Origin of the sequence: Stenotrophomonas sp. SMYL41, assembly GCF_036319965.1 — a bacterium.
GTDB classification, from domain to species: Bacteria; Pseudomonadota; Gammaproteobacteria; order Xanthomonadales; family Xanthomonadaceae; genus Stenotrophomonas; species Stenotrophomonas maltophilia_R.
The window spans coordinates 105,503-119,996 of record NZ_JAWIRX010000007.1; the positions used below are offsets into that span (position 1 = coordinate 105,503).

At 66.5% G+C, this 14,494-nt stretch carries 10 protein-coding genes; 8 read left to right on the top strand and 2 right to left on the bottom strand.

The features are described from left to right. Window positions 1-51: 51 nt before the first annotated feature. Together V3B30_RS10295 and V3B30_RS10300 are read left to right on the top strand one after the other, a co-directional pair. Window positions 52-1,200, top strand: a complete 1,149-nt coding sequence (locus V3B30_RS10295) for a heparan-alpha-glucosaminide N-acetyltransferase domain-containing protein (RefSeq protein ID WP_100471617.1) — start codon at window positions 52-54, stop codon at window positions 1,198-1,200. A gap of 106 nt (window positions 1,201-1,306) precedes the next feature. Further along, window positions 1,307-3,061, top strand: coding sequence for an oligopeptide:H+ symporter (locus tag V3B30_RS10300; RefSeq protein ID WP_262084601.1), 1,755 nt, complete (start codon window positions 1,307-1,309; stop codon window positions 3,059-3,061). Between the two features lie 56 nt (window positions 3,062-3,117). Here V3B30_RS10300 and V3B30_RS10305 read toward each other — a convergent pair whose 3' ends face one another. Together V3B30_RS10305 and V3B30_RS10310 are read right to left on the bottom strand one after the other, a co-directional pair. Then, on the bottom strand, window positions 3,118-5,106 hold the full coding sequence (locus tag V3B30_RS10305; RefSeq protein ID WP_262084602.1) for a prolyl oligopeptidase family serine peptidase: 1,989 nt from the start codon (window positions 5,104-5,106) through the stop codon (window positions 3,118-3,120). Window positions 5,107-5,269: 163 nt separating this feature from the next. Further along, the gene (locus tag V3B30_RS10310) at window positions 5,270-5,905 is read right to left on the bottom strand and encodes a LysE family transporter (protein ID WP_049422777.1); all 636 of its coding nucleotides are present in this window, start codon (window positions 5,903-5,905) and stop codon (window positions 5,270-5,272) included. Between the two features lie 138 nt (window positions 5,906-6,043). Between V3B30_RS10310 and V3B30_RS10315 the strand changes: the two genes are divergently transcribed. The 6 genes from V3B30_RS10315 to mdcA all read left to right on the top strand — a co-directional run bounded on the left by V3B30_RS10315 (window position 6,044) and on the right by mdcA (window position 14,490). Next, complete coding sequence (locus V3B30_RS10315) at window positions 6,044-6,949, top strand: LysR family transcriptional regulator ArgP (protein ID WP_010483397.1); 906 nt, start codon at window positions 6,044-6,046, stop codon at window positions 6,947-6,949. Window positions 6,950-7,119: 170 nt separating this feature from the next. Further along, the gene (locus V3B30_RS10320; protein ID WP_087921858.1) at window positions 7,120-7,704 is read left to right on the top strand and encodes a hypothetical protein; all 585 of its coding nucleotides are present in this window, start codon (window positions 7,120-7,122) and stop codon (window positions 7,702-7,704) included. Window positions 7,705-7,803: 99 nt separating this feature from the next. Beyond that, the gene (locus tag V3B30_RS10325; RefSeq protein WP_262084603.1) at window positions 7,804-8,250 is read left to right on the top strand and encodes a GNAT family N-acetyltransferase; all 447 of its coding nucleotides are present in this window, start codon (window positions 7,804-7,806) and stop codon (window positions 8,248-8,250) included. 182 nt (window positions 8,251-8,432) lie between these two features. Next, a complete protein-coding gene (gene mqo / locus V3B30_RS10330) occupies window positions 8,433-10,133 on the top strand; it encodes a malate dehydrogenase (quinone) (protein WP_262084604.1) in 1,701 nt (566 codons plus the stop codon). A gap of 354 nt (window positions 10,134-10,487) precedes the next feature. After that, complete coding sequence (locus tag V3B30_RS10335; protein WP_262084605.1) at window positions 10,488-12,680, top strand: TonB-dependent siderophore receptor; 2,193 nt, start codon at window positions 10,488-10,490, stop codon at window positions 12,678-12,680. A gap of 166 nt (window positions 12,681-12,846) precedes the next feature. After that, the gene (gene mdcA / locus V3B30_RS10340; RefSeq protein WP_262084606.1) at window positions 12,847-14,490 is read left to right on the top strand and encodes a malonate decarboxylase subunit alpha; all 1,644 of its coding nucleotides are present in this window, start codon (window positions 12,847-12,849) and stop codon (window positions 14,488-14,490) included. The last annotated feature ends 4 nt before the right edge of the window (window positions 14,491-14,494 follow it).

The following is a 14,494-nucleotide window of genomic DNA, read 5'->3' on the forward strand; positions in this document are numbered from 1 at the left end:
CGTCGCAAACGATATGTTATATCTTAATATTACCTGTTCCCACCGCATCGCATGCCCCCTTCCCCCTCACTTCGCCTGGCCTCCATCGACCAGCTGCGCGGCACCGTGATGCTGCTGATGCTGCTCGACCACGTGCGCGAGACCTTCTTCCTGCAGCACCAGGTGGGCGATCCGATGGACGCGGCCAGTGTGTCCCCCGCCCTGTTCGCCTGCCGCCTGCTGGCCCACCTGTGTGCGCCGGTGTTCGTGCTGCTCACCGGTCTGTCGGCCTGGCTGTACGGCCAGCGCCAGGCGGACCCGCGCCGGGCCACCGCCGCCTTCCTGCTCAAGCGCGGCCTGTTCCTGGTGGTGCTGGAACTGACCCTGGTGAACTTCGCCTGGACCTTCCAGTTGCCGCCGGACACGATCTATCTGCAGGTGATCTGGGCCATCGGCCTCAGCATGATCGCGCTGGCCGCCCTGCTGTGGCTGCCGCGCCCGGCCTTGCTGGTGCTGGCGGTGCTGCTGGTGGCCGGGCACAACCTGTTCGATGGCCTGCACGTGGAAGGCAACAGCCTGCTGGCGGTGCTGTGGAAGGTGCTGCACCAGCGCGACTGGATCGAGGCCGGCGGCCTGCGCCTGCGCACCTCCTATCCGGTGCTGCCATGGATCGGGGTGATCGCACTGGGCTATCTGATGGGCCCCTGGTTCGCCCGTGATCGCGCGCCCGAGCAGCGTCGGCACTGGCTGCTGTGCGCAGGCATCGGTGCGCTGGTCCTGTTCGCGCTGCTGCGGTTCGCAAACCAGTACGGGGATGCTCCCTGGTCGTACCAGGCCACTCCGCTGCGCACGTGGTTGAGCATTTTCAACGTCACCAAGTACCCGCCGTCATTGCAGTTCCTGCTGTTGACCCTGGGCGTGGGACTGTTGCTGCTGCGCCTGTACGAGTGGCCGCCAGTGGCGCGTGCGCTGCGGCCGTTGGCCGACATTGGTGCAGCACCGATGTTCTTCTACCTGCTGCATCTGTATGTGCTGAAGGGGCTGTACCTGGGCGCACTGGCGATCTGGGGGCCGACCCACGGCGGGCTGTATGCGCTGGATTCGGTCAGCGGCCTGCTGCTGGTGGCGTGCGCACTTGCAGTGGTGCTGTATCCGCCGACGCGGGCGTTCGCGCGGTTCAAGGCACGACGGCGTGATCTGGCGTGGTTGCGGTACCTGTGAGCGCTTGGGCGGGATCGTCCATCCACGCATGGCGTAGATCTACCGTGGGCTGCCCACCCCGGCCCAGGGGCCTATAATCGCGCCCTTTCCGCTGTCCCCGCCGTCGATGACCGTTGCCGCTCCTGCTTCCGACGACTTCCTGGGCCATCCCAAGGGCGTCTACGTCTGCTTCTTCACCGAGATGTGGGAGCGCTTCTCCTTCTACGGCATGAAGGCGCTGTTGCTGCTGTATCTCACCAAGTACCACCTGTTCGGCGACAAGGCCGGCCTTGACCTGCTCGGTGCCTACGGCGGCCTGGTGTACTGCATCCCGGTGTTCGGCGGCATGCTGGCCGACCGCTGGCTGGGCATGCGCCGGGCGGTGCTGTTCGGCGGCACCCTGCTGGTGCTCGGCCACCTGGGCATGGCCTTCGAAGGCCACGCGGCGTACCGGGTGAACGGCGAAGTGGTGCGCGACACCTCGGCGCTGGCGGTGACCTACCTGTCGCTGGCGCTGATCATCATGGGCGTGGGCTTCCTGAAGCCGAACATCTCCACCATCGTCGGCAAGCTGTACGCCAAGGACGATCCGCGCCGCGACTCGGGCTTCTCGCTGTTCTACGCCGGCATCAACCTCGGCGCGTTGTTCTCGTCGCTGGTGTGTGGCTTCCTCGGCGAGGCCTATGGCTGGAAGTACGGGTTCGGCGCGGCCGGCATCGGCATGCTGGCCGGGCTGGCGATGTTCCTGTGGGGCCAGAAGTACCTGCAGGGCCATGCCGAACCACCGCAACCGGCGGCGTTGAAGCAGAAGGTGCTGGGCCTGCCGCGCGAATGGCTCATCTATCTGTGCGCGGTGCTCGGTGTGCTGCCAGTGGCGTGGCTGATGTGGGCGGCCGGCAACGGCGCGTTCGCGCTGGGCGGTGAAATCAGCCTGGCGCTGATGCTGATGCTGGTGGTGCTGGGCGGCGTGCTGGTCTGGTTCGCCTGGTTCACCGGCAGCAAGTGCACGCCGGTGCAGCGCCAGCAGATGATCGCGCTGATGGTGCTGATCTTCATGGCGCTGGTGTTCTTCACGATGTACGAGCAGTCCTACGGCTCGTGGGTGACCTTCACCGACCGCCTGCTGACCAAGGACATCGTGCCCTCGCTGGTGATCACCGGCGGCACGCCACTGCCGTGGTCGATCATCTCGCTGCTGCTGGCACCGCTGGGCTTCGTGGTCAGCGCGCGGTTGTCCGAGCGTCGTCCGGGCTCGTCGGCACCGCGCACGTTCTTCGCCGCCATCGTCGTGCTGATGCTGGTGCTGCTGGTGCGCGACTGCCTGGTGATTCCGCAGACGGCCGGCTCGCTGACCTACCTCGGCGGCCTGTTCCTGGTGCTGCTCGCCCCGGCCTTTGCCGCGCTCTGGACGTGGATGGACCGCCGCGGCTGGGAGCCGGGCAAGCCGGTGAAGTCGGCCTGGGGCCTGGTGATCGGTGCGCTGTCGTTCGTGCCACTGGCATTGGCCGCACAGCAGGTCGGCGCCACCGGTGAGATGGCCAGCGTGTGGTGGCTGGTGCTGGCCTACTTCCTGCTGGCCAGCGGCGAGATGTGCCTGTCGCCGGTCGGCCTGTCGGCGGTGACCCAGCTGGCCGTGCCGCGGGTGATGAGCCTGATGATGGGCACCTGGTTCCTGGCCACCGCGTTCTCGGAAACGCTGGCCGCGCTGTTCGGCAAGCTGGCCGCGATCGAGGTGCCGGAAGGCGAATCGCTGGACATGGTGGCTGCGGCCGGCGCCTATGCGCACCTGTTCTGGCTGCTGATGTGGATCGGCCTGGGCTGCGCGCTGACCGCCTTCATCGCCGCGCCGCTGCTGAAGAAGATGATGCACGGGGTGAAGTAAGCCCCGCGCCTGCGGAAAACCAGGGCGGCGGAAGGATCATCCGCCGCCCCGCCAGTTCAGGGCGCCTTGTCCTTGCCGGCCGCAGGTGCGGTCGTTGCGGTCTTGCCCCCCAGGCTGCGCGCCAGGAACGCCAGCAGCTTGTCGTAGTACTCGCTGCGATGGGCCTCGGTGTAGAAGCCGTGGCCTTCGGTCTTGTAGTACAGGCTTTCCACCGGCGTGCCGGCACGCTTGAGCGCCGCTTCCATGCGCTCGGTATGCTGGATCGGCGCGCGCTTGTCTTCGCCACCGGCCGCGAGGAACACCGGCACCTTGATCCGCTCGGCCAGGTTCACCGGCGACACCGCGCCCAGCTTGGCCGGATCCCCCAGCCATTCGCGCAGGTAGGTCACGCCTGAACCGCGGTCCTGGATGTCGCCGCGGGTATACATCATCGGCAGGTCGTAGACCCCGACATAGCCCGCCGCGCACTGGTACAACCCGGGTTCGCGGGCGGCGCCCATCATCGCCGAGTAGGCCCCGTAGCTGGCGCCATAGATGCAGATGCGGCGGCCATCAGCGATGCCTTCGCTGATCGCCCAGCGGGTGGCATCGGTGACGTCGTCCTGCATCGCCGCGCCCCATTGCTGCGCTCCAGCCTGGGTGTGGGCCCGGCCATAATTGCCCGAGCCGCGGAAGTTGACCTGCAGCACGGCATAACCGGCGGCGGCCAGCATCTGCGTTTCGCGGTCGTACTGGCCCGAATCGAAGATGTCGAACGGGCCGCCATGCGGCATCACCACCATCGGCAGGTTGCGCCCGTCGCTGCCGGCCGGCAGGGTCAGGAAGCCATGCAGCGGCAGCCCGTCGCGCGCTTTCAGTGCAATCGGCTTCACGCTGGCGCTGCGGTCCACGTCGATCCAGTCGCTGCGGCTGATCAGGTGGTCGGCCTTGCGCGCGACGGTGTCATACACGTAGAAGTCGCCCGGGTTCGAGCCCGACCAGGTCTCCACGAGCACGACACGGCCATCGCGGGTACTGGACGTGATGTAGACCGCGCCGCCGAAGGCCGCTTCAAGACTGCGGTAAAGGCGCGCATCGGCCGAGCCTTCATCGAAGAAGCGGGTGCGCGGCTTATCGCCCAGGTACAGCGCGCCGACCGGCACATGGGTGCCGGGCCGGTGGATGATGCGGTACGGATTGACCACCTCGTCGCGCAGCAGCGTGGCGCGCTCGCCGGTCTTCGAGTTCCAGCTGACGATCGCATCCGGCCCCTCGGTCTGCTCGACGTTGAGATAGGCAAGGCTGTCGTCAGCCGAGAAGCCGATGGCGGTTTCGATGCGCTTGCTGACCGCCTCGTCGTTGATCAGCTTCCAGGTGTCGCCGGAGCGCTCGCGGAAATACAGCTTGTTGATGTTGTCGCTGCCCGAGCCGTGCACGAAGCGGACCTCGCCCGCGCCGTCGGTGGTGAACTCGCCGCGCCGTACCGGCGAGGATGCCACCCGCGAGCGACGACCGCTGGTTACGTCCATGCGATCGACGCGGGTGAACGGATCCTCGGCCAGCGGCCACACAGTGACCAGCACGTTGCGCTCATCGCCCGGCAGGTCGTCGGCCAGGAAGGCGGCAACCGCCTCGACCTTCTTCGGCTGCATGCGGGTTCCCGGACCGTTGCTCTCCACGCGGTAGCCCACCAGCAACTCGCCGCGATTGCCATTGGCATCGATGGCGTACAGTTCGCCGGTGGGATTGGGCTGGTCGAGCGAGCCCCACTTCTGGGCCAGGCCGATCAGCAGGCGCTCGTTGCTGACCCAGTCGAATTCCTGCGCGTGGTTGCGGCTGGGGGGCCGGAAACTGCCGACCATCTGCTTGTCCTTCAACCGAAGCACGGCGATCGCGGTGGCATCCTCCATCGGCACCGTTGCCGCCACGTACTCGCCCCCCGGCGAAATCTTGATATCGGTGAAGGTCTCGCGACGCAGGTACTGCGTCAGGTCCACCGCGCCCACGCTGCCTGCGGCAACGCCCCCGATGACGGCCAGTGCAGCCGCCAGAATCGTCTTGTTCATCCTTCCCCTGCTCCTGTGGACACCTTGTCCTGGTCGCCGATTCTAGGCAGCACCATGCGCTTCCCGCCAGAGCCGGAAAAGACGACGGCACCGTTGCCGGTGCCGTCGTTGCCACTACCTTGGAGAGAGAGTCAGGACGTGGGTTCGGGGGGCGTGCGCCGGGTCAGTGGACCCCGCGCACCGCCAACATGAGGGCCAGGATGCTGAGGATCACGGCGATGGTGCCGTCAAGCACGCGCCAGGTGCCGGGCTTGGTGAACAGCGGCGCCAGCAGGCGTGCGCCCAGGCCCTGCGCGGTCAGCCACAGGCAGCTGGCGGTGACCACGCCGGCGGCGAAGGCCATGCGGGCGTTGCCGAAGTTCTCGGCGATGGAACCGATCACCATCATGTCCAGCCAGAAGTGCGGATTGATCAGCGAGAAGCCGACCGCGGCCATCAGCACCGCGCGGCGGCTGCCGTCATCGCTGTCGGCCTCGCCCATGCCACCGCCACCGGCGATCGCACGGCGTGCCGACTTCATCGCATACCAGGCCAGGAACGCGACGCCGGTCCACAGCACGGCGGAGGTCAGCCACGGCAGCGCCGAGGTGAGCGTGCGCAGGCCGGCCACGCTGGCGAAGATGAAGATGGCATCGATGGCCGCGCAGGTGGCGACCACCGGCACGATGTGCTTGCGCAGGATGCCCTGGCGCAGAATGAAGGCGCTCTGGGCCCCGACCACGGCGAACAGGCCGATGCCGGTGGCTGCACCAGAGAACCAGGCACCGAGGCCGGTGCTGGCGGAGATGACCGAGAACATGGGATTCACTGCCTTGTATTGCTTGGGGGGACGGTGCCTCGCGAAGGCGGACAGCACCGGAACGAGCGCTATTGTCGCGCCGCAACATGGAAAAGACGAGCTAAACTTCCTAAACCAACATTAGCGGAACTTAATCCGATGCGTATCGACCATGCCCAGCTGCGCGCCTTGGCCGCGGTGATCCGCGAAGGCAGCTTCGACCGCGCCGCACAGTCGCTGAATGTCACGCCCTCGGCCATCTCGCAGCGGGTCAAGGCGCTTGAGGACCGGGTCGGGCGCCTGCTGGTCAAGCGCGGCACCCCGGCCACAGCCACCGCCGAGGGCCAGGTACTGGTGCAGCTGGCCGAGCAGACCGCCCTGCTCGAACACGATGCCCTGCACCGGATGGGCCTGGCCGACGAAGACCTGCCCCAGGCCAGCATCCCGGTGGCGGTGAACCACGACAGCCTGGAAACCTGGTTTCCGCAGGCCGCCTCGCAGTTCGCACAGAGCACCGGCACCACCCTGGACCTGCGCGTGGAGGACCAGGACCACACTGTCGAACTGCTGCGCCAGGGCACGGTGCTGGGCGCGGTGACCACGCTGGACGAGCCGGTGCAGGGCTGCCAGATCCACGCGCTGGGCAGCATCCGCTACGCAGCGACCTGTACCCCCGAGTTCCGCGAGCGCCATTTTGCCAAGGGCGTGACCGCGCAGGCGCTGGCCCAGGCACCGGTACTGGTGTTCAACCGCAAGGACGAAATGCAGTCGCGCTTCGCCCGGCGCATGGCCGGCGACGACCTGCCCAGCACCGCGCCGACCTGGTGGATTCCCTCCACCCGCGCCTTCGTGCAGGCCAACCTGGGCGGCATGGGCTGGACCATGAACCCCCTGCCGCTGGTCAAGCGGCACCTGGATGCCGGTCGCCTGGTGTACGTACGCCAGCGCGCGTGGGAAGACGTGCCGCTGTACTGGCAGCACTGGAAGGGCGACGTGCAGACCATGGCCCTGCTGACCCGCGCCGTGCTGGACGCCTCCTCGGCCCTGGTGCGGCGCAAGCGCTGACGGTGATCAGCAAAAAAGGGACGGAGGGGATTAAGTCGCTTCTGCCCTACAGGTCGTATTGGCCTTATACGACTTAATCCCCTCCGTCCCCTTTTTTCTCCGCGTGACCGGGGTCCGTTCCTGGCTGCCCTGTTGTGCCAGCATCGAGGCATCCGACACGGAGCGCCGCGATGCAGACCGATCCGCTGTTCCTGCACATCCGGGTGGTGATGGGCATCATCCTCGGCCTGTCGATCACTACCGTGCTCAAGGGCCTGGCACAGATCATCGAGCATCCCCAGCGCCGCGGCTGCTCTGCACTGCACCTTGGCTGGGTGGCATGGACGCTGATATCGCTGGTGACCTTCTGGTGGTGGGAATTCCGCCTCATCGAGGTGCACCGCTGGACGTTCGAAACCTACCTGTTCGTGATCGTCTACTGCGCGACCTGGTTCCTGCTGTGCGCGCTGCTGTTTCCCGACGATCTGCGCGAATACGGCAGCTACGGAAACTACCTGATGCAGCGCCGGCGCTGGATCTTCAGCGTGATTGCTGCGCTGACCCTGCTCGACCTGATCGATACCGGCATCAAGGGCAGCAGCCGCTGGAAGCTGCTGGGAACCGCGTACCCGTTGCATGCCGTGCTGATGCTGGCGGTGGCGGTGCTCGGCGGGTGGCTGCGCAGCCGCCGCGCACAGCTGCGCCTTGTGCTGGCAACGCTGGCCTACCAGATCGGCTACTTCGTCGTGGAGTACTTCACCGTTGGCAGTGACTGACCCGGGTGCAGGCGCTCCATACACTCTCCATCAGGCCTACACACCGGGTCCATGCGCGATGCGGATACTGGCCGGCCGATCACTGCAAGGATGCCCTGCATGCCTGTATTCGTCCGCGATGCGCGCCCCGAGGATGCCGCTGCCTGCATCGACCTGCGCGGGCGCACCCGCGAGAACGCCTTCAGTGCCGCGCAGTTGGCGGAGCTGGGCATCACGCCGGAAAGTTGGGCGACCGGCATCGCCCAGGGCGATTCGATCGGCCGCGTCGCCTGGGACGGCGAACGCATGGCCGGCTACTGCTTCGCCGACCGCGACAGCGGCGAGGTGCTGGTGCTGGCCCTGCTGCCGGAGTACGAGGGCCGTGGCATCGGCCGCCAGCTGCTGCAGGAAGTGGTCAGCCTGACCCGCGATGCCGGCCATACCCGGCTGTTCCTGGCCTGCTCGGCCGACCCGCGGTCACGCTCGCATGGCTTCTACCGGCGCCTGGGCTGGCGCCCGACCGGGGAGGTCGACGAGGCCGGCGACGAGATTCTTGAGCTGGTCTGAGCCGGGCGTGGCCCGGCGCTTCGCCTGACGGGGCCGCGAAACGTCGGATGCTGCGTTGCATCAAAAACGGACCGGATCCGGTTAGAATTGCGGATGGATGCTGCAAGGCGTTGTTTCTTCACGCCCTTTCCCTGCCCCACGCGCATCCTGACCCCTTCCCCTCCGCCAACGATCCCGCCCCCATGAAGAAATTTGGCAAGGCCCTGCTCGCCCTGCTCGTGCTGCTGTTGCTGGCCGCCGCGCTGTTCCTGTACTGGCCGCTGACCCAGCGCTCGGTGCCCGCCGCCAGCAACGACAAGCCCGTCGATGTTGTGCTGGTCGGCGCCGGCATCATGAGCATCACTCTGGCCACCTACCTGCAGGAACTGCAGCCGGACTGGAACATCCAGGTCTACGAACGCCTCGACGGCGTCGCCGGCGAAAGCTCCGACGGCTGGAACAACGCCGGCACCGGCCATTCGGCGTTCGCCGAACTGAACTACACCCCGGAACTGCCCGACGGCAGCATCGAGACCAAGCGCGCGGTCGGCATCGCCGAATCGTTCGAGGTCTCGCGCCAGTTCTGGTCGCACCAGGTGAAGCAAGGCCGGTTGAGCCAGCCCAGCGACTTCATCAACCCGACCCCGCACATGAGCTTCGTCTGGGGCGATGACAACATTGCCTACCTGCACAAGCGCCAGCAGGCCCTGGTGAAGAACCCGCTGTTCTACGGCATGCAGTACTCCGAGGATCCGGCGCAGATCAAGCAGTGGGCCCCCCTGCTGATGGAAGGACGTGACCCGAAGCAGAAGGTCGCCGCGACCTGGATGCCGCTCGGCACCGACGTCAACTTTGGCGTGATCACCCGCCAGCTGGCCGCCGGCCTGCAGCGCAGCCCGAACTTCAGCCTGCACCTGAACCACGAAGTGAGCGCGCTGCGGCAGAACGCCGACAAGAGCTGGAACGTGACGGTTAAGGATCTCAAGGCCGGCACCGAGTCCACCACCCACGCCCGCTTCGTGTTCATCGGTGCCGGTGGCGCTGCGCTGAAGCTGCTGCAGATGTCGGGCATCCCGGAATCGAAGGACTACGCCGGCTTCCCGGTCGGTGGCCAGTTCCTTGCCTTCCAGGGCCAGGACGTGACCTCGCGCCACGGCGTGAAGGCCTACGGCATGGCCGAGACCGGTTCGCCGCCGATGTCAGTGCCGCACCTGGATGCACGCAAGCTGGACGGCAAGCCGGTGGTGCTGTTCGGGCCGTTCGCGCTGTACAGCACCAAGTTCCTCAAGCACGGCTCGTGGTGGGACCTGTACTCCTCGGTCACCCACAACAACGTCGGCCCGATGCTGGAAGTGGGCAAGGACAACCTGGACCTGGTGCAGTACCTGATGGGCCAGGCACGCCTGAACGATGCCGATCGCCAGGCCGAACTGGTCAAGTACTTCCCCAATGCCAAGCCGGGCGACTGGAAGCTGGTCACCGCCGGCCAGCGCGTGCAGATCATCAAGCGTGATCCGCTGAAGGGCCCGGTGCTGCAGTTCGGTACCGAGATCGTGACCGACAAGGACCACACCCTCGCCGCCCTGCTCGGCGCATCGCCGGGTGCGTCGACCTCGCCGCCGATCATGCTGGACCTGATGGCCAAGGCCTTCCCGGAGCAGATGAAGGCCGGTTGGGAAACCCGCCTGCGCGAGATCGTGCCGTCGTACGGGCGCAAGCTCAACGACAGCGCCGCGCTGGTCAATGAGATCCGTACGCTGACCAGCCAGACCCTGCAGCTGCCGTACCTGGAGGTGCCGGTGGATGCGAACGCGGCATCGCCCGCTCCGGCTGTGGTGCCAGCAGCGGTTCCGGCACCTGCCAAGGAAAAGCGCAACGCCAATGAGGAACTGCAGGCGCTGTAAGCCCGCGCGTTCCTTTTGATGCAGACGGACGGCCACCTTCGGGTGGCCGTTTGTTTTTGTGCGAGGTGGGTCGGATCCCTCCGCACGGGAGGCCCTGACCTGCGCTTGGGCGCCGATGATGGGGTCAGAGCCCATTGCCTGCGGCAACGGGATCCGACCCCGGCCTGCCACTGCTCTGCGACGGAAAGCCCATGATCAATGACGCGAATTGTAATGTTGTTAAGAATTATTTACATTTGCGTCCTGCGCAGTGACCGCGCCTCTCCCAGATGGAACTGACCGTGCCCGAAGCCGCCGCCCCGGGTGCCGGATGACTGTTGCCGCCCTTCCCCGCTTCCGAGCCTCGAGCCCACTATGTCCCTGCCCCTCCGTAACCGCCTGCCCCGCCGTGCGCTGCTGCCGGCTGCCCTGCTTTCTTCGCTGACCCTGCTGACCGCGCCCAGCGCGTTCGCCGCCGCCGACGGCGCGGCCGATGCCAAAACCCTGGACCGGGTCAGCGTGCGTGCCGATCAGTCGGCGCCGCCGGCCAGCACCACGCGCCTGCCAATCACCCTGCAGGAAACCCCGCAATCGGCCACCGCGATCAGCCTGCAGCGCCTGCAGGACGAATCACTGTTCAGCATCAACGATGTGATGCGCAACGTGACCGGCGTCAGCGTGTCCTTCTATGACACGCAGCGCCCGCTGTACTACGCGCGCGGATTCGCGATCACCGACTTCCAGGTCGACGGCATTCCCACCTACAGCGGCTCCACCAACCAGGAGTACGACACCGCCTTCTACGACCGCATCGAAGTGATCCGCGGTGCCAATGGCCTGCTCAGCGGCGCCGGTGTGCCGTCGGCCACGGTCAACCTGCTGCGCAAGCGCCCGGGCAAGGAATTCGATGCGTCGTTCGCGGTCAGCGCCGGCAGCTGGGACTACCGCCGCATGGAAGCGGACGTAACCGCGCCGCTGACCGCCGACGGCCGCTTCCGCAGCCGCGTGGTCGCCGCCTACACCGATCGTGGCCTGTATTACGACCGCTACAAGGAAAACAAGATGGCCGGCATGGCGGTGCTGGAAGGCGATGTCACCGACAGCACCACCATCACCGTCGGCTACCAGACCCAGGACAACAACCCGACCGGTTCGACCTGGGGCACCGTGGCGTTCTTCGACAACCAGGGCAACTTCGCCCATCTGGCACGCTCGACCAACCTGTCGCCGAAGTGGAGCTACTGGAAGCGCGAGAGCAACACCGCCTTCGCCAACCTGGAACAGCGTTTCGGCGACAACTGGCTGCTGAAGATCAACACCGCCTACACCCGCGGCAACGTGCAGAACGTGCGCCTGTACGGCACCGGCAACCCGGACCCGGTGACCGGCTCGGGCATTTACCTGCGTGCCGCCGCCGGTGATTCGAAGGACACCCGCCGCAACGTCGATGCCTACCTGACCGGCACGTTCCCACTGTTCGGCCGCGACCACGACCTCACCCTGGGCGCGCAGTGGTCGGACCTTGAAGGCACCACGAATACCGTGGCACTGAACTTCCCGCGTGACTGGGCCACCTGCGGGCGCGAGCGCTGCTACTACATCCCCAACGTGTTCAACTGGAACGGCGACATCTCCGAGGTGACCTACACCCGCACCGGTGCACGTCGCGTGGCCAAGACCACGCAGAGCGGCGTCTACCTGGCCACCCGCCTGCGCCTGGCCGATCCGCTTTCGCTGATTGCCGGTGCACGCCTGAGCCGCTGGGAAACCCTCAGCCGCTCGTACAACGCCGCCGGCGTCTACACCGGCACCAGCGGTGCATACAAGGTGAGCGATGAGATCACCCCGTACGTGGGCCTGGTCTATGAGATCACGCCGAACGTGTCGGCCTACGCCAGCTACACCGAGATCTTCAATCCGCAGAACTACAAGGACCGCAACGAGAACCTGCTGGCACCGGTGCAGGGCTCGAACCTGGAAGCGGGCATCAAGACGCAGTGGTTCGATGGCCGCCTGACCGCGAACGCTGCAGTGTTCGAGGCCAAGCAGGACAACTATGCGGTGCGCGACATGAGTGTGCCGGAAGGCACGCTGAGCGACGGCAGCTCGGCCTACATCGGGGTCAACGGCACCAAGGCACGTGGTTGGGAGATGGACGTCAACGGCGAGATCCTGCCGGGCTGGACGGTCAATGCCGGCTATACCCGCGTCAAGGTGACCCGCGCCGCCACCGACCTGCTGTACGCCAATCCACCCAAGGACCTGCTGCAGCTCAACACCCAGCTGCAACTGCGCGGCGCACTCAATCGCCTGAGCATCGGCGGTGGCGTGCAGTGGCAGAGCAAGGTGCAGGGCTATAACATCGCCTACCCGCTCGGCGGTACGGTAACGGTGAACCAGCCGGCGTATTCGCTGGTGCAGTTCAACGCCAACTACCGCATCAGCGACAACTGGACCGCGACGCTGAGCGTGCGCAACGCACTGGACAAGACCTACTGGGCCAACCTGGACTACAACAACTACGGCGAACCGCGCTTCGTGTCGGCCAGCCTGCGCTGGAAGTTCTGAGCGACCCGCGAACTGGTGGGTGCCTGGTGGGTGCCGACCGTTGGTCGGCACACCCCAACCCTGAAAGGGCCCGCCTCCGCGCGGGCCCTTTCATTTGCTGCACCGCGGGTTGCATGCCCATCATAATTATGCCGTAATTATTTCAACGCCAATCGGAAGCCGGTCGATGAACCCGAGCTGGGATACGTTGGAACGCAGCCGCCAGGCCCGCCTGCAGCGGGCCGCGCATTGGGCCCGGGGCCGCGAGGTTGCTGCCAGCGACGTTGGCCAACTGCTGCATGCGCTGCTGGAACCGGGCGACAAGGTCTGCCTGGAAGGCAACAACCAGAAGCAGGCCGACTTCCTCGCCCAGGCGCTGGCCGACCTCGACCCGGCCCGCGTGCACGACCTGCACATGGTGCAGTCGGTGCTGTCGCTGCCCTCGCACCTGGATGTGTTCGAGCGTGGCATCGCCTCGAAGCTCGACTTCTCGTTCTCCGGCCCGCAGTCGGTGCGGCTGGCCAACCTGGTGGCCGAGGGACGCATCCAGATCGGCGCGATCCACACCTACCTGGAACTGTTCGGCCGCTACTTCATCGACCTGACCCCGCGCGTCGCGCTGGTCGCCGCGCAGGCCGCCGACCGCCACGGCAACCTGTACACCGGCCCGAACACCGAAGACACCCCCGTGATCGTCGAGGCCACCGCGTTCGGTGGTGGCATTGTCATTGCCCAGGTCAACGAAATCGTCGACACCCTCCCCCGCGTCGACATTCCGGCTGACTGGGTCAACTTCGTGGTGCAGGCGCCGAAGCCGAACCATATCGAACCGCTGTTCACCCGCGACCCGGCGCAGATCTCCGAGATCCAGGTGCTGATGGCGATGATGGCGATCAAGGGCATCTACGCCGAGTACGGCGTGAACCGCCTCAACCATGGCATCGGCTTCGACACCGCCGCCATCGAGCTGCTGCTGCCGACCTACGCCGAATCGCTCGGGCTGAAGGGAAATATCTGCCAGCACTGGGCGCTCAATCCACACCCGGCACTGATTCCGGCGATCGAATCGGGCTTCGTCAAGTCGGTGCATTCGTTCGGTTCGGAACTGGGCATGGAGAAGTACATTGCCGCACGTGGCGATGTGTTCTTCACCGGCGCCGATGGTTCGATGCGCTCCAACCGCGCGTTCTCGCAGACCGCCGGCCTGTATGCGTGTGACATGTTCATCGGTTCCACCCTGCAGATCGACCTGCAGGGCAACAGCTCCACTGCCACCCGCGACCGCATCGCCGGCTTCGGCGGCGCACCGAACATGGGCTCGGATGCACGTGGCCGCCGCCACGCCAGCGAGGCCTGGATCAAGGCCGGCCAGCAGGCCGCACGCCCCGGCGAGATGCCACGCGGGCGCAAGCTGGTGGTGCAGATGGTGGAAACCTTCCGCGAGCACATGGCGCCGGCCTTCGTCGATCGGCTGGATGCCTGGGAACTGGCCGAACGCGCGGCCATGCCGCTGCCTCCGGTAATGATCTACGGCGACGACGTCAGCCACGTGCTGACCGAGGAAGGCATCGCCAACCTGCTGCTGTGCCGCACGCTGGAAGAACGCGAACAGGCGATCCGTGGCGTGGCCGGCTATACCGCCGTGGGCCTGGGACGCGACCGCGCGATGGTGGAAAACCTGCGCGACCGCGGCGTGATCCGCCGCCCGGATGACCTGGGCATCTCCGTGCGCGATGCCAGCCGCGACCTGCTGGCGGCGCGTTCGGTGAAGGATCTGGTGCGCTGGTCCGGCGGCCTGTACGACCCGCCCAAGCGCTTCCGCAACTGGTAAGGGG